Origin of the sequence: Streptomyces sp. NPDC006610, from assembly GCF_040611575.1 — a bacterium.
Lineage (GTDB): Bacteria > Actinomycetota > Actinomycetes > Streptomycetales > Streptomycetaceae > Streptomyces.
The window spans coordinates 66,850-86,079 of record NZ_JBEXOP010000011.1 but is presented as its reverse complement, the minus strand read 5'-3'; the positions used below and the strand labels follow the sequence as shown (position 1 = coordinate 86,079).

The 19,230-nt window shown below is 71.1% G+C and carries 20 protein-coding genes and 1 tRNA gene; 13 read left to right on the top strand and 8 right to left on the bottom strand.

Annotated elements, in window-relative coordinates:
* Nucleotides 1-21: 21 nt before the first annotated feature.
* Nucleotides 22-1,350, bottom strand: a complete 1,329-nt coding sequence (locus ABZY13_RS11660; RefSeq protein ID WP_356629337.1) for an FtsK/SpoIIIE domain-containing protein — start codon at nt 1,348-1,350, stop codon at nt 22-24.
* 2 nt (nt 1,351-1,352) lie between these two features.
* Complete coding sequence (locus tag ABZY13_RS11655; RefSeq protein WP_031018264.1) at nt 1,353-1,682, bottom strand: hypothetical protein; 330 nt, start codon at nt 1,680-1,682, stop codon at nt 1,353-1,355.
* 160 nt (nt 1,683-1,842) lie between these two features.
* Between ABZY13_RS11655 and ABZY13_RS11650 the strand changes: the two genes are divergently transcribed.
* The 3 genes from ABZY13_RS11650 to ABZY13_RS11640 all read left to right on the top strand — a co-directional run bounded on the left by ABZY13_RS11650 (nt 1,843) and on the right by ABZY13_RS11640 (nt 4,112).
* Nucleotides 1,843-2,637: a GntR family transcriptional regulator gene (locus ABZY13_RS11650; protein WP_031018266.1), complete on the top strand. Its 795-nt coding sequence runs from the start codon at nt 1,843-1,845 to the stop codon at nt 2,635-2,637.
* The gene (locus tag ABZY13_RS11645) at nt 2,634-3,299 is read left to right on the top strand and encodes a YdcF family protein (protein ID WP_356629335.1); all 666 of its coding nucleotides are present in this window, start codon (nt 2,634-2,636) and stop codon (nt 3,297-3,299) included. The genes ABZY13_RS11650 and ABZY13_RS11645 overlap by 4 nt, the downstream gene beginning before the upstream one ends.
* A gap of 513 nt (nt 3,300-3,812) precedes the next feature.
* On the top strand, nt 3,813-4,112 hold the full coding sequence (locus ABZY13_RS11640; protein ID WP_356629333.1) for a hypothetical protein: 300 nt from the start codon (nt 3,813-3,815) through the stop codon (nt 4,110-4,112).
* Between the two features lie 687 nt (nt 4,113-4,799).
* Here ABZY13_RS11640 and ABZY13_RS11635 read toward each other — a convergent pair.
* The gene (locus tag ABZY13_RS11635) at nt 4,800-5,165 is read right to left on the bottom strand and encodes a DUF6344 domain-containing protein (RefSeq protein ID WP_356629331.1); all 366 of its coding nucleotides are present in this window, start codon (nt 5,163-5,165) and stop codon (nt 4,800-4,802) included.
* Between the two features lie 314 nt (nt 5,166-5,479).
* Here ABZY13_RS11635 and ABZY13_RS11630 point away from each other — a divergent pair, with 314 nt between their 5' ends.
* The gene (locus ABZY13_RS11630) at nt 5,480-5,608 is read left to right on the top strand and encodes a DLW-39 family protein (protein WP_003999697.1); all 129 of its coding nucleotides are present in this window, start codon (nt 5,480-5,482) and stop codon (nt 5,606-5,608) included.
* A gap of 248 nt (nt 5,609-5,856) precedes the next feature.
* Nucleotides 5,857-7,146, top strand: a complete 1,290-nt coding sequence (locus tag ABZY13_RS11625; RefSeq protein WP_356629329.1) for a hypothetical protein — start codon at nt 5,857-5,859, stop codon at nt 7,144-7,146.
* A 28-nt stretch (nt 7,147-7,174) separates the two neighbouring features.
* On the opposite strand, the gene ABZY13_RS11620 is transcribed toward ABZY13_RS11625, so the two are convergent.
* Both ABZY13_RS11620 and ABZY13_RS11615 read right to left on the bottom strand, forming a co-directional pair.
* Complete coding sequence (locus ABZY13_RS11620; RefSeq protein ID WP_356629327.1) at nt 7,175-8,704, bottom strand: serine/threonine-protein kinase; 1,530 nt, start codon at nt 8,702-8,704, stop codon at nt 7,175-7,177.
* A 78-nt stretch (nt 8,705-8,782) separates the two neighbouring features.
* Complete coding sequence (locus ABZY13_RS11615) at nt 8,783-9,331, bottom strand: DNA-binding protein (RefSeq protein WP_356629325.1); 549 nt, start codon at nt 9,329-9,331, stop codon at nt 8,783-8,785.
* A 182-nt stretch (nt 9,332-9,513) separates the two neighbouring features.
* Between ABZY13_RS11615 and ABZY13_RS11610 the strand changes: the two genes are divergently transcribed.
* Nucleotides 9,514-9,586: transfer RNA gene (locus ABZY13_RS11610), tRNA-Ala, on the top strand.
* A gap of 480 nt (nt 9,587-10,066) precedes the next feature.
* Here ABZY13_RS11610 and ABZY13_RS11605 read toward each other — a convergent pair.
* The gene (locus tag ABZY13_RS11605) at nt 10,067-10,777 is read right to left on the bottom strand and encodes a DUF5324 family protein (RefSeq protein ID WP_356629323.1); all 711 of its coding nucleotides are present in this window, start codon (nt 10,775-10,777) and stop codon (nt 10,067-10,069) included.
* 376 nt (nt 10,778-11,153) lie between these two features.
* Between ABZY13_RS11605 and ABZY13_RS11600 the strand changes: the two genes are divergently transcribed.
* Both ABZY13_RS11600 and ABZY13_RS11595 read left to right on the top strand, forming a co-directional pair.
* A complete protein-coding gene (locus ABZY13_RS11600) occupies nt 11,154-11,687 on the top strand; it encodes a peptidylprolyl isomerase (RefSeq protein ID WP_356629321.1) in 534 nt (177 codons plus the stop codon).
* 142 nt (nt 11,688-11,829) lie between these two features.
* Complete coding sequence (locus tag ABZY13_RS11595) at nt 11,830-12,717, top strand: rhomboid family intramembrane serine protease (protein WP_356629319.1); 888 nt, start codon at nt 11,830-11,832, stop codon at nt 12,715-12,717.
* A 251-nt stretch (nt 12,718-12,968) separates the two neighbouring features.
* On the opposite strand, the gene crgA is transcribed toward ABZY13_RS11595, so the two are convergent.
* Entirely contained in the window at nt 12,969-13,223 is a 255-nt protein-coding gene (gene crgA / locus ABZY13_RS11590) for a cell division protein CrgA (protein WP_356629317.1), read from the bottom strand.
* Nucleotides 13,224-13,364: 141 nt separating this feature from the next.
* On the opposite strand from crgA, the gene ABZY13_RS11585 reads away from it, so the two are divergent.
* The 5 genes from ABZY13_RS11585 to ABZY13_RS11565 are packed head-to-tail and all read left to right on the top strand — an operon-like array spanning nt 13,365 to nt 17,002.
* A complete protein-coding gene (locus ABZY13_RS11585) occupies nt 13,365-14,165 on the top strand; it encodes a DUF881 domain-containing protein (protein ID WP_356629315.1) in 801 nt (266 codons plus the stop codon).
* A 52-nt stretch (nt 14,166-14,217) separates the two neighbouring features.
* Complete coding sequence (locus ABZY13_RS11580; RefSeq protein ID WP_356629313.1) at nt 14,218-14,379, top strand: hypothetical protein; 162 nt, start codon at nt 14,218-14,220, stop codon at nt 14,377-14,379.
* Nucleotides 14,376-15,014 (top strand): aminodeoxychorismate/anthranilate synthase component II, encoded by a 639-nt coding sequence (locus ABZY13_RS11575; RefSeq protein WP_356629311.1) that lies wholly within the window; start codon nt 14,376-14,378, stop codon nt 15,012-15,014. Before ABZY13_RS11580 ends, ABZY13_RS11575 begins: the two co-directional genes overlap by 4 nt.
* Nucleotides 15,011-16,201 (top strand): class E sortase, encoded by a 1,191-nt coding sequence (locus ABZY13_RS11570; RefSeq protein WP_356629309.1) that lies wholly within the window; start codon nt 15,011-15,013, stop codon nt 16,199-16,201. The genes ABZY13_RS11575 and ABZY13_RS11570 overlap by 4 nt, the downstream gene beginning before the upstream one ends.
* A gap of 36 nt (nt 16,202-16,237) precedes the next feature.
* Nucleotides 16,238-17,002 (top strand): class E sortase, encoded by a 765-nt coding sequence (locus tag ABZY13_RS11565; RefSeq protein ID WP_356629307.1) that lies wholly within the window; start codon nt 16,238-16,240, stop codon nt 17,000-17,002.
* A gap of 82 nt (nt 17,003-17,084) precedes the next feature.
* Here ABZY13_RS11565 and pknB read toward each other — a convergent pair whose 3' ends face one another.
* The gene (gene pknB / locus ABZY13_RS11560; RefSeq protein ID WP_356629305.1) at nt 17,085-19,100 is read right to left on the bottom strand and encodes a Stk1 family PASTA domain-containing Ser/Thr kinase; all 2,016 of its coding nucleotides are present in this window, start codon (nt 19,098-19,100) and stop codon (nt 17,085-17,087) included.
* Nucleotides 19,101-19,230 lie beyond the last annotated feature (130 nt).

Genomic DNA, 19,230 nt, shown 5'->3' with positions numbered 1-19,230 from the left:
GTCCTCACCTCCCCTCAGTGGTCAGGACTGCGGGACGGACGGCGGTGTGGTGGGCATCGGCGGGACCGCCACGGGCGGGCGGAACGAGGCCAGGAAGGGCAGGTCCGGGGTCAGGTGGGCGTACTCCCGGCAGACGGCCGCCGCTTGCGCCGGCGTGGTCTCCGGGGTGCGGATGCGCGACCAGCCACCGGAGGTGTCACCGGCCACCGCGACACCGGGACGGTCCACCCGGATGGAGGTCGCGGACATCACCGCCTCAGGGGCGATGTCGCCCAGGCCCATCTCGGCGGTCTGCTTGTCGTTGACGCGGTGCACCACACGGCCGGTGAGCTGAGCCCGCAGCGCGGTCGCACCGCGGCCGAGGTCGGAGCCGAAGCGCTGTCCGCACACCTCCAGGTAGATCCCGACCGCGCGGGCCATCTGCCCCAGCCGCACGAGCTGCATGACGGTCCGGTCCCGCGCCGCTTCGTCCTTCTTGGAGGTGACGAAGAACAGCTCCGCCACCTCGTCGACCAGGACGACCAGCGGCACCGGCCGCAGCTTCTCGGGCAGGTCCCACAGGTCGGAGACCCCGTGCAGGGCGAGGAGATCGAACCGTTCGCTCATCTCCAGCACCAGCGCGTCTATCAGACGGCCGGCCATGTCCGGATCGGTGGCCAGCGCCGACAGGCGGGGCAGGTACCGGCTGTGCTCGACACCGCGCTTGCAGTCGATCCCCACCAGGCCGACCGGGAGCTTCGCCAGGCCCATCACCAGGTTGCGCTGGTACATGGACTTCCCCGACGAGTTCGCCCCCAGGGTCAGGGCGTGCGGCATCTTGCGGTAGTCCCGCTCGAAGACCGTGCCGTCCTCCCGCAGCGCCACCGGCACCACCAGGTCACGCGGCCGGGCCTTGCGCGGCAGACGCACCCGGCGCAGCACGTCGTAGCCCGTCATCCGCAGCTCGACATAGCCCGGCTTGGTCTCCGCCACGGTCACCGACTGCACCCCGAAGGCGTGCCGCAGCCGCTCCGAGGACGCCGCCACGTCGACCGGCTCCAGACCGGCCGGCAGCCGCAGCGTCACCCGCAGGCCCGTCGAGGTCGGGCGGATGCGGCGGACCTTCGGCGCGACGGGCCGGACCTCACGCCGGGCCAGGTTGCGGGTCATGAACGCCCGCAGCCTCGTCGGCTGCACGGTCAGCCCGCACACCTCCATCGTGGACCGGTAGGACCAGGCGAAGCGGCCCCACGTCAGCGGCAGACCCACCGTCGACCAGTACACGCGCGGAGCCCGAGCCTTGGCGTAGCCGACACCGCCGGCCCCCGCTAACGCCCCCGTGGCCTCCAGCCACAACGTCCAGTCGCTCATGGTCAGGCCGCCGGGGTGATCGCGACCGCGCGGAAGGAGATCCCGTGCCGCTTCTGGCCGTTGAACTCGTTCTCCCAGTCCCGCGCCTTGAGCCCGACGACTCGCACCGGCATGCCCGGCTGGAGCCCTTCCGGCAGGCCCGTCTCCGGGATGGTCACCTGGTAGAGGTTCCCCTCCCCCTCGTCCGAGACCAGCAGGCCCACCGTCGACAGCGGAGCCCCGGTCTCCCGGTCCATCGCCCGCTCCCCGGTCTTGGCGTTGGCCAGCTTCGGTACCGGCGCGGTCGCCACGAACACCACAGCGGTCGAAGTGTCGATCTTGAAGGACGGCATCAGTTCTCCCAGCGTTGAAGACGTGGCAGCCCAAACCGGACTGCATGACGCTCGCTGTCCTAGGACTGCGAGCCGCTGGTAGAGATAGTGCACCGCAGTCCTAGGACTGTCAACAGTCCTAGGACTATGTTTCACTAGACCTCGTTGAGAGGGGTTCGAGATGGCGTCCAAGTGGCGGGAGCTGGCGGACAAGCTGGCCGAGCAGATCAGAAGGGGTGACTACGCCCCTGGCCAGCGTTTGCCTCACATCCGAGAACTCGTCGACGCCGGCGAAGGCTCCAAGGCAACCGTGCACGCCGCCTACAAAGCACTGGAGGCCGAGGGTCTGGTCACCTCTTCACGCGGCCACGGCACTGTCGTGCGCCAGCAGGTCCCCCTCAAGCGCTTGGGCATTGCCCGCTACGACAAGGCCAAGTGGCGAGACGGCGACGAGGTCGCGTTCATCGCGGACCGCGTGGCATCGGGCCGCACCTACCGCCGGAACGAGCAGACCCAGACGGTGAGCCGTGTCGTGGCACCGCCGGAGGTCGCAGCCGCACACGGGCTGCCGGAAGGCGCGGAGGTCTACGCACGCGCCCGCCTGGTCAAAGAAGGCGACCAACCGACACACACGCTGACCAGCTACTACCGGCCCGAGCACGTGGAAGGGACGCGACTGGTCGATCCCACCCCGGGCCCCGCCGGCCGAGGCGGCGGATTCCGCGTGCTGTACGACGCGGGTTACGAGATCGACCACATGAAGGAGCAGTTGTTCGCTCGCGCCGCCACACCGGACGAGGTGAAGCAACTCCAGTTGCCGCCGGGCGAACCGGTGGTCGAACTGCATCGGACGACCTACACGGCGGACGGCACCGTCGTGGAGTTCGCCATCGGGGTGCACGCGGCATCACGCTTCGCGTGGGAGTACGACTTCAAGGTGCCCGACTCGGCAAGGGACGGAGAAGGACAGCAGTGATCTCGACGCAGGATTGGGCCGACGCCCGGCGCGTATGGGACTACCACCAGATGGGCCATGCGCCTCGGCCGTGCTCGGTGGCCATCGGACTCGGCAGTCACGACCTGGGAGTGGCTGACACCGCCGTGGACCTGTACAAGCGCGGCATGGCCCCTCTGCTCGTTTTCACCGGAGCCACGAGCCCGACGACACGGGAGCGAATGCCTCGCGGCGAAGCCGTCCACTACCGCGAGCGGGCATTGAAGCTGGAGGTTCCCAGCACGGCCATTCTCGTGGAGCCGCACGCCCGGAACACCGGGGAGAACATCCGCTTCTCCCGGCAACTGTTGGAGGGGGAGGGGGTGGCAGTCTCCTCTGTACTGCTGATCAGCAAGCCGTACGAGGAGCGGCGCGCGTACGCCACGGCACGCAAGCTTTGGCCTGAGGTCGAAGTCGTCAGCGCTTCCACGCCCATGACCCTCGCCGAGTACGTCGACTCCATCGGCGACGCCCGCTTGGTGATCGACATGCTTGTCGGCGCCCTGCAACGGCTGATGATCTATCCGGATCAGGGATTCATGATCCGCCAGCCAGTACCCGGCGACGTAGCCGAGGCATACGAGCGCCTGTGCCAAGCCGGGTACACGAGCCGACTCACGACCGCCGCGACATCTTCGACCTGACCAGCGAAACGAGAGCTGTTACAGGTTTCTCTACCTCATCAAGCCCCGGCTGCGCTCCGCTCCGCCGGGCGCGCTTCCCGGCTCCGCCGCGGGCGACGCTCCTGCCTTCGGCCCGCTCCGCCCGCGCTGCGCCGACGCGCGCCCACACGTGGATAGGGCCGAGGCCATGAAGCGATCACCGCAAAGCGCAGCGCACGGTCAGAGACGATGCCTCCGGCGGGGGATCGGCCGGCACCGGGATGGAGGGGGCGCCGTCGCCGACCGCGGGCCCGTAGGTGGCGTGCGCGGGGAGCTCCCATCCCGTCCACCGTCGACCCAGGCAAAGCCGAGCAGACGCGGCCCATGGCGTCCAGGTCGTTCGTACAGTGGCGCGCTCCACCTGGACGCCATGGACCACGCCCGCTCCACGGTGTGTGGGTCGACGGCGGACGGGATGGGAGCTGGGGAGGGTGATGGGTTGAGGTGATGGGGCAGGCCACTCTATGATGTCCGCTTTGTGGTTACATTGAAATTATGAGTGAAGTGCGGCGTACGGGTGCTGAATTCCACCACGGAGCCATCCTCGGGGTCGAGGTGTCGACCAACGGCCCTCAAGGAGGAGACGCAGGGAACGGTGGTTGGGTCGAAATCGTGCTGACAAACCTCGCGATGATGGACCTAGGAGATGAGTCGGGCAACAAGGAACGCCTTATCGTCAAGGCCGGGGGCGACATGGAGATGGCGTTGCTTGCTAGCGGACTTGAGTGGGCCGGCCAAGAGCTTCGTCGACTGACCGGGGTTGGAACCGTGGAGCCTGAGCCCCCCTCTAGCTGATCTGTCAAGGGCGCCTAGGTTTCTGACACCAACGCCTGACACCAACAGGGGCGAACAGCCGCGATTGGGGGCGGACCATGGTGGACGATCGACCGAGGCGCAGGACTGGTTGATGGGCGTTGCAGTGCCAATGTGATCGACCTGATAAGGATGAGGCCACAGGTTCAAATCCTGTTAGCCCCACCAGCGTAAAGACCCCCAGCCGGTACCGGCTGGGGGTCTTTGGCGTCCATGGCTGCGTACAGCGGCACGGCGCTCGGGGGGAGCGCTAACCGACGCTCGGGAGGGGGCGACGCGGACCACGATCGCGATGCTCAGGACGAGCACGAACCAGATCTCCGAGCCCCACCTCGCGCCCTACCTGAACACGGCCTGCCTGCTGGGGGTCGAGCGCGCCCATGGTGACGACGGCCTGATGGCCTTCGCGCTGTCGCCGGCGAACTGGGCCGTCGCGGCCGTCGACGACGTCGCCCGGCACACCGGCCGCACCGCCGAGCAGGACATCGACCGGTACGAGACGGAGATCATGGCCGCGCGGGAGCCGCGGTGGGCATGGCAAGGCGGACGCGTTCCCAGAGGGAGGCGCCCGCCTTCGGTCGGTGCGTCGGTGCTGCTGGAGGGGTATGGCGGCGTACGCGACTTCGCATTCGCCGTAACGTGCGTTGCCGACCGCAGGGCCCGGGGCCCTCAGCGCTGGAGCGGGGCCTCGGCGACCGGCGCCGACGGGGCGGAGGTCGCCGGCGAGCACTCGGCGGGTGCCGGCTCCGCGTCGTCCAGGGGGAGGTGGCGGCAGCTGGGGGACTTTCCGTGGGCTTCCGCGTGGATGCGCTGCTTCATCGTGGGGGGCAGTGACCTGGCGTGGGACCAGGACCAGGGGGACAACGTCGTCGGCGCCGTCGCGGGTGCGGTGCGTTCCCCGGCGCTGTTGCGCGTCGTCTCGGTCTGCGGTACCGCCGCGGCGGCCGTCGTCGTGACGAGTCCGAGCGCCGTGAACAGCGCGAGGAAGGCGGTGACGAGGACGTTCCACAGCTTCATGACCGTGTTCCGGGCCATGGCCCCTCACTTTCGGGTTGGGCGATTTGCGTACTTTCCTCATGATGTGTATGCGGCTCGCGAAGTGGTGGACCGACGCCCATGGCGCGTCGATGTTCCGATGAACACCACTCGGATGGCCGCAAGAGGGAGAAAAAGGCACAAAAGGCGAGAGGAGGGGTGAACCGGAGGAGAGGGGGCGGGGCGGATTGCGGACCTTCTGGGCTGCCTGGATGGTGAGTTGAGGGCCCGGCGCAGGTCACCGATCGGTATCGGTCGGTGTGTATAGTCGGGCGGCAGAGGTCCCCAACGTCAAGGAAAGACGAGGTCGCGCGGTGAAGAAGCTCCTCCTGGTCGCACTGGCCGCCATCGGCGGGCTCCTCGTGTACCGCCAGATCCAGGCGGATCGCGCCGAGCAGGATCTGTGGACGGAGGCGACCGACTCCGTGCCCACGGGTTCGTGAGTCCTGACATCCACAGACAGCCACCGATCCACTGACACCCGGTGGTGACGCCCGGTCCCGCACCGGGCGCGACAGGCCCCGGCCGCCCCTCGCGGTCGGGGTTTCGTGTGTCCGGGGCCGCGCGGCGCGGGACGGGCGGGGACGCGCTGTTGACGGGGGCGGGCGGCGGGGCAGGATGGGCGCGGGCACGGGCAGCGGAACGCCGGGACTTGCAGGGGTGGCGCGTGATGAGGCGGTGGGCGGGCGTCGTGCGTGCGGTTGCGGTGGGGGCGGTGATGTGCTCGGCGTCGGCCGCGCCGCCCGCCGCCGCCGACGAGGCGCCCGGTGCGTACGGCTTCGCCGAGGACGCCCGGACCGTCGAGGCGGGCGCCGGCACCGCGGACGCCGCCCCGCTGGAGCCCGGCACGCCGTACCGCAGCAGCCTTCCGGCCGGCGGCGCCGCGTACTACCGCCTCGACCTCGGCGCCGACTCCAGCGCCTACGTCTCGGCCACCGCCGTGCCCGCGCCGGACGCCGCCGTCGCCGCCGTCGAGGGGATCAAGGTGACCGTGCGGGACGCCGAGGGCGGGCTGTGCGACTCCGGCAGCACGACGTTCGGCAGCGGCCGAAGCCCCCACCCGATCGCCGCGTGGGCCGCGCGCGAGGCCGGGACCAGGCGGTGCCGGGCGCCGGGCGTCCACTACGTCGTCGTCGAGCGCGTCGGCGCGAACGCCCCCGCACCCGACGCCTGGGACCTCGAACTCGCCGTGACCGAGGAGCCGCCCCTCGCCTCAGCCCGGGCCGGCTCCACGCCCCCGCCCGACGACTGGGACTCGGCCACGCCCCGGCCGCCCACCGACAGCCCGCGACGGCGACCCGGCGGCACCGGCTTCTCCTCCGCCGCCCGCATCGGCGACGGCGTCTGGACCGCCGACCTGCGCCCCGGACAGACCCTCTTCTACGAGGTGCCGGTCGACTGGGGCCGGCAGCTGTACGCCACGGCCGAACTCGGCGGTGGCGGCGAGGGCTCGGGATACGTCGTCGGAGCCCTGGAACTCGCCGTCTACAACCCCGTGCGCGGATACGTCGAGGACGTGAGCGTCGGCTACGGCGGCAGGCCGCGCTCGGCCGCCCCCGCTCCCCTGCCGCCGGTCGCCCACGACAACCGCCGCTCCTTCACCGGGCGCGTGTCCGGGACGCGGTTCGCCGGCTCCTACTACCTGGCCGTGCACCTCGCCGGGCAGGTGGCCGGGACGTTCGGACAGGGGCCCTTCGCCGTGACGCTGCGCGTGCGGGTCACGGGGGAGGCCGAGGCGGGACCGGAGTACGCGGGGGAGTCCGTGCCCGAGGGGGTGTTCGAGGCCGCGGAGGACGGCGGACCGTTCGGAACCGCGGGGAGCGGCGACGACGGGGGGACGGCGGTCCGGGGCGCGGCCGGGGGCGACGACGGGGTGATGCGGATGCTCGCCGTGGGCGGCATCGGAGGCGGGACCGTGATCCTCGCCGGGCTCGGGGTGTGGACGGCCGTCGCGCGGAGGAAGGGCGCGGTTCCGCGGTAGGGGCGGGGCCGCCCTCCCACGTCCCTCGTCATACGCGCGTCAGCGCCCAGAAGCCCACGGCGTAGCAGGCCAGGGCCAGCAGGAGGAGCGGGACCGTGACCTTGGCGGGCGGGCCGGTGCGTCGGGCGGCGCGGCGGCGGTGCCGGGACGGGCGGGCGGTCGCGGGGGGCTGCGGGTCCTGGGCGGTGTACGACGCTGTGGACGAGGCCGTGGACGTGCCGGCGCGCCGGGACGCCGGCGCCGGGGGCGGCGCGGGTGCGGAGGTCGGGACCGGGGCCGGAGGTGCCGGGAGCCGAGGGGGGTACGGCGGCGGGGCGTACGTCGGCTCATGGCCGAACGCGGGGGCGGGCGCCGGAGACGGCGTGGGCCGCTGGTCCCGGGCGCCGGGCGGGGTGAACGCCGGCTGCGGAGGCGGTAAGGGGAAGCTGCCCGTGTCCGACATCGCCGGCGCACGGGACGTGCCCGCCGCCTGGGCTCCCGTGCCGCCACCAGCGCCCGCACCGGCGCCGGCACCCGCACCAGTGCCCGCACCGCCACCCGCACCAGTGCCCGCACCGCCAGCAACACCGGCGCCGGCACCCGCACCCGTCCCGGCACCGCCGCCCGTCCTCGTACCCCCCTGCCCGTCCCCGCGCGACGCCCCGGCGGCCTCCGCCCGCACCGCGCCCGAGATCAGCTCCGGCCCCCGCGGACCGAACCCGGGAGGCAGCGGACCGATCTGGTCGAAGATCTCGATCCGGTCGTCGTCCTCGGGCCCCGGCTCGGGCAGCAGCTCCACGGCCGCGGCGAGGGCCTTGCGCGCCCCCGTGGCCGTGCGGAACCGCGCCTCGGGGTCGGGCTGCAGCAGGGTCGCCACGACCTGCCACAGGGGCTCGGGGATGCCCTGGGGAGCGCCGGGCGTCCCGTGCTCCGCGAAGTACTGGATGATCGCCTTGGCGTCGGGTTTCGCGCCCTCCAGCAGATACAGCGCGACCAGGCCCACGGCGAACAGGTCGGCGGGGAAGTCGGGTTCGGCGCCCATCATCTGCTCGGGCGCGAGATAACCGGGCGTGCCCACGACGAGGTTGGTCTCGGTCAGCCGCGGCTCGCCGAACCGCATGGCGATGCCGAAGTCGGACAGGCGCAGCCGGGGCCGGCCGGTGCCGGTGGCCTCCAGGAGGACGTTGGCGGGCTTGATGTCCCGGTGGACGACGCCCTCGGCGTGCACGGCCGCCAGCCCGGACAGCAGCTGGTCGAGCAGCGTGCAGACGAAGGCGGACGGCAGGGGGCCGTAGTCGTTGACGAGGTGGACCAGTGAGCCCCCGGCGACCAGGTCCATGGTGAACAGGACCTTGTCGTCGTCGGCGGCCCAGCTGGCGGGCGCCAGGACATGCGGGTGGTCGATCCGCAGGGCCTGCTCGCGGACGAACCGCAGCAGCGAGTGCGCGTCGCTCTGCTGGAGGACCTTGGCGGCCACGTAGCGGCGGCGCCGGTGGTCCCAGGCGCGCCAGACCGCGCCGACCCCTCCGCGCCCGATCGGGTCGACCAGTTCGTACCGTCCGGCGAAGACCTCACCCATCGCTGTGCGCCGCTCCTCCCCCGCTCGGCCGTCGGCCCGGTGTGCCGTGTCCCCCCGCGGCGACCGGGCCGACGGGGGTCAGCTCTGGTGGGACTGGTAGTGGGCGACGGCGTCGGAGGTGCGGCCGGCGCCGTAGACCCGGAGGAACTCTGCCAGTTCGGGGTGGCTCGGGGCGAGGGTGTCCGCGGCCTCGATGATGTCGCCCGCGGCGGCGACCGAGCGCAGCAGCGACTGGATCTCGCGCACCACCCGCTTGACCGTGGGCGCGCCCGAACTGTTCGTCGTCTGCGTGGCGTTGCTGAGCACCGAGCCCCCCTGGGACCTCTTGATCTCCTCCATGCGGTCGGTGGCCTCGGCGGCGCTCACGCTGCCGTCCGCGACCTGCGCGGCCAGCTCCTGGAGCAGCTGCACCCGCTGGACCACGGCCGGGTTGCCGATCTTCGCGCGCTGACCGCTCATCAGCTGCGACAGCATCGGCGCCGACAGTCCCAGTACCCCCGCGAGACGAGCCTGGTTGAGTCCAAGATCGTCGATCAGCTTACGGAAGAGCGCCCCCAACGGCTCCCCGTACCAGTTCCGCTGCAGTTCCCGCGCTCTTGCGGTGGCTTCCTGCTGTGCGGCGTCCATTGCGTCTCCCCATCGCTTCCCCAGAACCGCGGTTCGCTGTAGCGAACCACGCCGAGCATCTTACGGAGAGTGGTCGTCCACGGGGACCCCCCAATCTTTTGCGAGAACCGGGCGGCGACCCGCTACTCTGGTCTGCGGCGCCGATCGGCACGCGGTTCAGCCGGCCGGCAGCTCCTCTTCCCGGGGCCTTAGCTCAGTTGGTAGAGCGCTGTCTTTGCATGGCAGATGTCAGGGGTTCGACTCCCCTAGGCTCCACCGGATCGCGACCGGCCGGACGTCCTTCCGTGGGCGTCCGGCCGTTCTTGTGCGCGGGGTCCCGGCGTCCTCGTCGACCATGACCTGTGTCACGCCCGAGGGCGGACGGACGGCGGGGGACTCGTTGCGATTGTTTGCGCAAACGGGTGTGACGGGGTGTGTGCGAAGGGCGGGGCGCTGCGGGCGCGGCGGTGGTGCGCCGGCGCGCCGGGGAGTGCGGGGCGGGTGTGAGCTGCGCGAGCGGAATGAGGGTAACCGGACCGACACGTTCCGTAGGCGAAATCTGCGCACGACCTCCACATCCGGACGTTGCAAACGGAACACGACCGCGGGGCGGGAGACCCTTGGGTCTCCCGCCCCGCGCCGTCTTTCCGGAGCGCCCGCGCGCCGTCGGGAATCAGCCGCGGTCAGCCGTGATCACGCTCGGCGGCGATCACGGCCTCCCGCCGTCCTCGGCACCCCGAGGGCCGTGAGGGCCGCTCAGCCGCGGTCCTCGCGGTCGGTCGCCTGTTCGTCGGCCTCCTTGGCCTGCACCTCGGGATCGAGCGAGGTGGCGCCGCTGCCGTCCACGGACGTCAGCCGGCCGCCCTCGGGGACCTCGGTCGCGGCGGGCGGCTCGACCAGCCAGTCGGGGTTGGCCTGCTTGTCCCACCACTTCCAGGCGGCGACGGCGCCGCCCGCGGCGAGGCCGAGCAGCACGAGGGTCTTCACGGCCTTGCCCCGCCTGGCCCGCCGCTGCTGCCTGCGGACCAGCTTCTGGATCTCCTCGGCCGAGACCTGACCGCGCAGCGCGGCCAGCGCGGCGGCACCCCGCGACGCGGCCTCGTCCTTGACGGGACCGGCGACGGCCACCGCCTGCTCGATCCTGGGCCGGGAGAACTCGGCGGCGTGAAGTGCTGCCTTACGGGCGCGGAGAGCGGCTTCCTGGGCGCGGACGGCGGCCTCCTGGGCGGCGATGTCGACCTTCGGCGGCACATGCGAACGGGCCTGCTCCAGCCGCGGGGCGACAAGGGCCGCGTACTGGACGCGGGCCTGGGACACCTTCGGCGCGAGCCGTACCCGCGCCTCCTTCGTGTAGTGCGCGGCCCGGTCCTTGGCCGTGTCGGCGTAGGGCGCCACCACTTCCGCGGCGTGCAGCACGCTGTCCTTCGCCGAGCCGGTCGCGGCGCGCACGCTGTCGATGCGGGTCACGGGTTTCCTCCTCCTCGGTGGCGTACGGTATTTCGACTTTCCACCCTTTTACGGATCATGCCTCCCGGTGTGCGGTCGGGCATGCGAAGCGGGCATCCGGGTCACGCGATCGTGCGACGACGGAGCGGGACGGACCGTGCGACGACGGAGCGGGACGGACCGTGCGACGGCGGACATGGGACGGATCGCGCGACGACGGAACGAAACGGCTCCTGCGACGACGGAACGGGACGACAGAACGAACCGGGTGAGCGTGGACAAGACGAACCTGTCGTCGACAATGCCACGGATCGTCGCCCGGCGCCCGTGCCGGGCGACGTACGGCGTGGGGCGTGCGAGGATCGGGGTGTCACAGGAAGACAACGGAAGGCAGATCGTGGCTGAGCAGCTCTACGCCACCCTGAAGACCAACAAGGGCGACATCGAGATCCGGCTCTTCCCGGACCATGCGCCCGAGACGGTCAAGAACTTCGTCGAGCTCGCCAAGGGCGAGCGGGAGTGGACGCACCCGGCCACCGGCGTGAAGGCCGCGGCCAAGCTGTACGACGGCACGGTCTTCCACCGGGTCATCAGCGGCTTCATGATCCAGGGCGGCGACCCGCTGGGCAACGGCACGGGCGGCCCCGGCTACCAGTTCAAGGACGAGTTCCACCCGGACCTGCGGTTCGACAAGCCGTACCTGCTGGCCATGGCCAACGCCGGCCCGGGCACCAACGGCTCGCAGTTCTTCATCACCGTCGCCCCGACGGCGTGGCTGAACCGCAAGCACACCATCTTCGGCGAGGTCGTCGAGGGCCCCAGCCAGAAGGTCGTGGACGCCATCGCGACGACGGACACCAACCCGCGCACCGACCGTCCGGTCAACGACGTCGTCATCGAGTCGGTCGTCGTGGAGAGCCGCCAGGGCTGATCCGCCGGACCGGTCCGGGACGGACGGCGCCGGCCGGACCGGTCCGACATCTCCCGCAGGGAACCGAACGCCCCGCTCGTCCGTAAAGATGAGCGGGGCGTTGGAGTGTCGAGGAAGACCGGGTGACGACCGAGGGGACCGCATGGACCAGGCGCACGACAGTCAGCAGGACGCCCGGAGCACCCCTGTCTGCTACCGGCACCCGGACCGTGAGACCGGCGTGCGCTGCACCCGCTGCGAGCGCCCGATCTGCCCCGAGTGCATGGTCAGCGCCTCCGTCGGCTTCCAGTGCCCGCAGTGCGTGCGGGAGGGCGCCGGCACCGGCCACGCACCGGGCGCCGCCCGCCCCCGCACCCTCGCGGGCGGCGCGGTGACGGCCGACCCGCGGCTGCTCACCAAGATCCTCATCGGTATCAACCTCGCGGTGTTCGTCGCCGTCCACGCGTCGTCGTCGCTGCTGAACGACCTGGTCCTGATCGGCGCCTGGCCGCCCGCCCCCTGGACTCCCACGGAGGGCGTCGCGGGCGGCGACTGGTACCGCCTGGTCACCTCGATGTTCACGCACGAGGAGATCTGGCACATCGCCTTCAACATGCTGAGCCTGTGGTGGCTCGGCGGACCCCTGGAGGCCGCCCTCGGCCGGGTCCGCTATCTCGCGCTCTACCTGGTCTCCGGGCTCGCCGGCAGCGCGCTGACGTATCTGCTGGCGGCGCCCTCGGCGGCCTCGCTCGGCGCCTCGGGCGCGGTCTTCGGGCTGTTCGGCGCGACCGCCGTGCTGATGCGGCGGCTCGACTACGACATGCGGCCGGTGATCGCTCTGCTGGCGATCAACCTGATCTTCACCTTCACCCCCGGTTTCAACATCGCGTGGCAGGCCCACATCGGGGGACTGGTGGCCGGAGTGGTCGTCGGCCACGCCATGGTGCACGCCCCGCGCGAGCGGCGGGCGCTGGTGCAGTACGGCGCCTGTGCCCTGGTCCTGGCGGTGGTGGCGGGCATGGTCCTGCTGCGCACGGTCCAGCTCACCTGAAGTCGGCGGCAGGGCCGCTGAAGGGGGCGCCGGGCCGCTCACCAGGCGTTGTCCACAGCGGGTGGCCGATCTTGTGCACAGTGTGCGGGAACAGCTGTGCCCCCTGCCACCGACCCGTGTTGGCGCAGGTCAGGCAGGGGGCGAACAAGCTTTCGGGCACCGGTGTGTCTGTCACACCGGCGTCAACGCTCGATTGGTTATCCACAGATGGTCTTTCTTTTTCCCCACTGTGGACAACGGTTGTGGATAACTCACTTCCACTGCGTGGAGACGCCGAACCCGGCCGCGATGAAGCCGAAGCCCACCACGATGTTCCAGTTGCCCAGCGAGTCGATCGGAAGCGAACCGTCGGTGACATAGAAGACGACGATCCAGGCAAGCCCGATCAGGAACAGGGCGAGCATGACCGGTGCGACCCAGGAGCGGCTGTTCAGCTTGATGCTGGTCGCCTGCTTCGACGGCGGCGGAGTGAAATCTGCCTTCTTGCGGATACGTGACTTCGGCACGAGGGTCTCTCCTGTCGATGCGCTGCGTGGCCGCGCAGGTAACTGGGTCGGGCTCGGGGCAGCGTACAAGGGGACACTGAGTGCTCCCCCGGGCGTCCGTTAGCGTAGTGCTTCCGTGGCGCCGAAGGAGATAAGGGTACGTTGAGCAATTCTGCCGACTCTCCCGGGACCGGATCCAGCCCTGCCCCCGGAAATGTCCGCGCCGTCCGGTTCCGGCCGGTACGGGTGCTCACCGCGGGCGTCTTCGCGCTCGCCGGGCTGCTCTTCTTCCTCAGCTTCGACACCGCCAGGGGCACCGACATCCGCACGGACGCCTCCCTGCTGCGGCTGTCCGACCTCATCCACGAGCGCAGCCGCGACAACGCCGCCCTGGACGAGTCCAACGCCGCCCTGCGCGAGGACGTGGAGTCCCTCGCCGAACGCGACGACGGCAGCAGCAGGGCGGAGGACGACCGGCTCGCCGCCCTGGAGAAGAGCGCCGGCACCCAGGAGCTGACCGGCGAGGCGATCACCGTCACCCTGGACGACGCCCCGCCCGGCGCCACAGCGAGGCTCCCCGGCTATCCCGAGCCGCAGCCCGACTACCTGGTCATCCACCAGCAGGACCTCCAGGCCGTGGTGAACGCCCTGTGGCAGGGCGGCGCCAAGGGGATCAAGGTGATGGACCAGCGGCTCATCTCCACCAGCGCCGTCCGCTGCGTGGGCAACACCCTGATCCTCCAGGGCCGCGTCTACTCGCCCCCCTACAAGATCCAGGCCGTCGGCGACCCCGGGAAGCTCAAGAAGGCGCTCTCCGCCTCCCCGGCGATCAAGAACTACATGGTCTACGTCAACGTCTACGGCCTCGGCTGGAAGGTCGAGGACGACGGCGAGGTCACCCTCCCGGGTTACTCGGGCACCGTCGACCTGCAGTACGCCGAACCCCTGGAGCAGCGCCGTTAGTCTGGTGACGTACGGCGTGTGTCTGGTGCCGTGGTGCGACGGAAGGGACGGCATGTACGGCTGGATCTGGCGGCATCTGCCGGGGAACGCGTGGGTGAAGGCCCTGCTCTCGCTCGTGCTGGTCGTGGCCGTGGTCTACATCCTGTTCCAGTACGTCTTCCCGTGGGCCGAACCGCTGCTGCCCTTCAACGATGTGACGGTGGACAACCAGTGAGCGCGCGCATTCTGGTCGTGGACAACTACGACAGCTTCGTTTTCAACCTCGTCCAGTACCTGTACCAGCTGGGCGCCGAGTGCGAGGTCGTGCGCAACGACGAGGTGTCGACCGCGCACGCCCAGGACGGCTTCGACGGCGTGCTGCTGTCGCCCGGTCCCGGCACCCCCGAGGAGGCCGGCGTCTGCGTCGAGATGGTCCGCCACTGCGCGGACACCGGCGTCCCCGTCTTCGGCGTCTGCCTCGGCATGCAGTCCATGCAGGTCGCCTACGGCGGCGTCGTCGACCGCGCCCCCGAGCTGCTGCACGGCAAGACCTCACCCGTCGAACACGAGGGCAAGGGCGTCTTCGCCGGCCTTCCCTCGCCCTTCACGGCGACCCGGTACCACTCGCTGGCCGCCGAGCCCCTGACCGTCCCGGCCGAGCTGGAGGTCACCGCCCGCACGCCGGACGGCATCGTGATGGGCCTGCGCCACCGGGAGCTGCCCGTCGAGGGCGTCCAGTTCCACCCCGAGTCGGTGCTCACCGAGCACGGCCACCGGATGCTGGCCAACTGGCTCACGGAGTGCGGCGACCACGGCGCGGTGGCGAGATCGACGGGGCTCGCCCCGGTGGTGGGCAGGGCCACGGCGTGACCGCGCTGCGCCCCGAGCGTGAGTCCGGCGCGGGCGCCCGCGACCAGGGCACCTCGTACGGGCAGCCGTACGGGGCCCCGGGCACGTTCGGGGAGCAGGACCGGCCACAGCAGCCGCACCAGTCTCCCCAGCCGCACCAGTCACCGCAGCCGCACCAGTCACCGCAGCCACACCAGTCACCGCAGCCACACGGCGCGCAGCCCCCGCCACACCGCGCACAGCCTCAGCCGCACCGGGCGCAACCGCAGTCGTACGGGACGCTCCGCGACGACGAGACGATGGCCCTGCGCGTCCCCGACCCGCCGGGCGGCCCTCAGCGGCCCTCCCAGGGCCCTGCGGGCTCCCCCGCCGACGGACCCGCGCCGGGCGGGCGAGCGGCCCGCAGAAGGGCGGCCAGGCGGCGTCACGGCCGCCGCGGCGTCACGGCCCTGCCCCCGGAACCGTCCGGCGTCGTCGAGGAGCCCCGAGCCCCCCTCTCCCGCGTCGAGGCCCGCCGCCTCGCCCGCGCCCGCAGGCCCAGCCCCGGAGTGATCGCCAGCCGGGTCATCGGCGAGGTCTTCATCACGACCGGCGTGCTGATGCTGCTGTTCGTCACCTACCAACTGTGGTGGACCAACATCCGCGCCCACGCCCAGGCGGGCAGCGAGGCCAGCCAGCTCAAGGAGGACTGGGCGAGCGGCAAGCGCAACCCGGGCGTCTTCGAGCCGGGCCAGGGCTTCGCCCTGCTGCACATCCCGCGGCTGGACGTGGTGGTCCCGATCGCCGAGGGCATCGACAGCGAGAAGGTGCTGGACCGCGGGATGGTCGGCCACTACGCCGAGGGCGCGCTGAAGACCGCGATGCCCGACGCGAGGACCGGCAACTTCGGGCTCGCCGGCCACCGCAACACGCACGGCGAGCCGTTCCGCTACATCAACCGCCTCGAACCCGGCGACCCGATCGTCGTGGAGACGCAGGACCGGTACTACGTCTACAAGATGGCGTCCATCCTCCCGGTGACCTCGCCCGGCAACATCGGCGTCCTGGATCCCGTCCCACGGGGATCGGGCTTCACCCGGCCCGGCCGCTACATCACGCTGACGACGTGCACGCCGGAGTTCACCAGCAAGTACCGGATGATCGTCTGGGGAAAGATGGCCGAGGAACGGCCGCGCAGCAAGGGAAAGCCGGATGCGCTCGTCGACTAGGGCGTCGGTCGGGGCGGATGAACGTGGCAAGGGCGGATGAACGTGGCAGCGACCACCGATCGTGAAGAGCGCGAGGACGACGCCGGGACGTCCCCGCCCGTACCGGAGCCCGGGCGGCGCCGCCCCGGCCGGCTGGCCCTGGCGGTCAGCGTCCTCGGCGAACTCCTGATCACCGCGGGCCTGGTCCTCGGCCTGTTCGTCGTCTACTCCCTGTGGTGGACGAACGTTGTTGCGGACCGCAAGGCCGACCGCGAGGGCGACCGGGTCCGCGACGGCTGGGCCCGGGACGGCGGCTCGGGACCGGCCGCGTACGACAGCAGGGACGGCATCGGCTTCCTGCACGTCCCCGCGATGACCGGCGACGAGATACTCGTCAAGAAGGGCACCTCGGCGGGCCTGCTCGACGACGGCGTCGCCGGCTACTACACCGATCCCGTCAAGGCCGTCCTCCCGACCAGCGGCAAGAAGGGCAACTTCTCCCTCGCCGCCCACCGCGACGGCCACGGCGCCAAGTTCCACAACATCCACAAGCTGGGCAAGGGCGACCCGATCGTCTTCGAGACGAAGGAGGAGTGGTACGTCTACAAGGTGTACGCCGTCCTCCCCGAGACGTCGAAGTACAACGTCGCGGTGCTCGACCCGGTCCCGAAGGAGTCGGGCCGCACGAAGGCCGGCCGCTACATCACCCTGACGACCTGCACGCCGGTCTTCACCAGCCGCCACCGTTACGTGGTCTGGGGCGAGCTGGACCGGGTGGAGAAGGTGGACGAGCGGCGGACGCCGCCGGAGGAGATCCGCTGAACGGCCGGTCCGCGACGGACGAGGGGCCCCGCCGGTGCTCACCGGTGGGGCCCCGCTCTTGTCCTGCGCTCATGTCCCGGCGCTAGTCGCCGCCGCCTCCGAAGAGGCCGCCGCCGCCGCCGTTCCCGCCGCCGCCGTTGTTGTTCCCGCCGCCGCCGAAGCCGATGGACTGCAGCGTGATCTGCGTCGCGGCCGGGTCGTCGACCTCCTGGTTCGGACCCGGGTTCTGGTTCACCACGAGGGCCGTGTCGCTCTGGTCGCTGCCGCCCGCGAACTGGATGTTCGTGAAGCCGGCCGCGGCCAGCTCGGCCTTGGCCTGGGCGACCGGCTTGTTGCGGACGTCCGGGACCTTGACCTTCTGCTTCTGCTCGAACTTGCCGACCTTGAGGGCGACCGTCGAGTTCTTGTCGACCTCGGTGCCGGCCCCCGGCGTGCTCTCCAGGACCTTGCCGTTCTGGTTCTGGTCCTCGGTCGGCACCTCGGTGCACGTGCCCGTGAGGTCGCTGGCCTCCAGCTGCTTCTGGGCCGCCTCACAGGTCTGGCCGACCACGTCCGGGACCGTGGCCTTCTCCTCGGCCTTGGCGACCGTGAGGGTGATCGTGGAGCCCTTCTCGAGCTCCTTGCCGGAGACCGGGTCCTGCTCCAGGACCGTGCCCGGGTCCTCCGACGCCTCGCGCGTCTCCGTCTTGACCACGAACTCGTAGTCGTCGCCCTCCAGCTTGGACTTGGCCTCGTCCAGCGAGAGCCCGATCACGCTGGGCACGGCGACCTTGGGAGCGCCCGTGGAGAGCACCAGGTTGATCGTGGAGCCCTTCGCCACGTTCTCGTCGGCCTTGACGTCCTGGTCGCAGACGTGGTCCTTCTGCTGGTCCTCGCAGGGCTTCGGGTCGAACGTGACCTTGAGGTCGCTGTTGACGGCCTGTGCCTCCGCGTCGCCCTTGGACAGGCCGACGAAGTTCGGAACGGGCACGTTGTCGCTGCCGACGCCGTCGCCGCCGACGACCCACCGCCCGATCAGCACCGCGCCCACCAGCACCAGCACGGCCGCCACGACCAGCAGGATCGTGGAGGTGTTGGACTTCTTCTGGCGGCGCCGGTCGGGGCGCTCGTCGTAGCCGTAACCGCCGTCGTCCGGGTTCATCGGGGGCAGCATCGTCGTGGCGCCGCCGCCCGCGTCGGCGCGCAGGGCCGTCGTCTGCTGGTCGTCGGGGTAGCCGCCGTAGCCGACCGCGCCCATCGCGGCCGTCGCGGCTACCGGCTGGCCGTCGAGGCAGGCCTCGATGTCGGCGCGCATCTCGTCGGCCGACTGGTAGCGGTAGTTCGGGTCCTTGGTCAGCGCCTTGAGGACGATGGCGTCCATCTCCGGCGTGATCTCCGGGTCGAAGACCGACGGCGGCTGGGGCTCCTCGCGGACGTGCTGGTAGGCCACCGCCACCGGGGAGTCGCCGACGAACGGGGGGCGCACGGTCAGCAGTTCGTAGAGCAGGCAGCCGGTGGAGTACAGGTCGGAACGGGCGTCCACCTGCTCGCCCTTGGCCTGCTCCGGGGAGAGGTACTGGGCGGTGCCGATGACGGCCGCGGTCTGGGTCATCGTCATCCCGGAGTCGCCCATGGCGCGGGCGATGCCGAAGTCCATCACCTTGACCTGGCCGCCGCGGGTCAGCATGACGTTGGCCGGCTTGATGTCCCGGTGCACGATGCCGTTGCGGTGGGCGTACTCCAGGCCCTGGAGGATGCCGATGGTCATCTCCATGGCCCGCTCGGGCAGCAGCTTGCGGCCGCTGTGCAGCAGCTCGCGGAGCGTGGAGCCGTCGACGTACTCCATCACGATGTACGGGATGGAGACCCCGTCGATGTAGTCCTCGCCCGTGTCGTAGACCGCCACGATCGCGGGATGGTTCAGCGAGGCGGCCGACTGGGCCTCCCGGCGGAACCGGGCCTGGAAGGACGGGTCGCGCGCGAGGTCGGCGCGCAGCGTCTTCACCGCCACCTGGCGACCGAGCCGGGTGTCATGCGCGTGATAGACCTCCGCCATGCCACCACGGCCGAGCACCGGGCCCAGCTCGTACCGGCCGCCGAGGCGACGCGGCTCTTCCATAGCTTCCTACCAGCCCTCTCCGTCGGTCCCGACCGGCACGGTGTGTGCGGTCGGAGGCTGCCCGTCCGGGCCTACCGTACCCGGCTCGCTTTGTGGGACCTGGCCAAGCCCGTCACCCGATACAGGACCG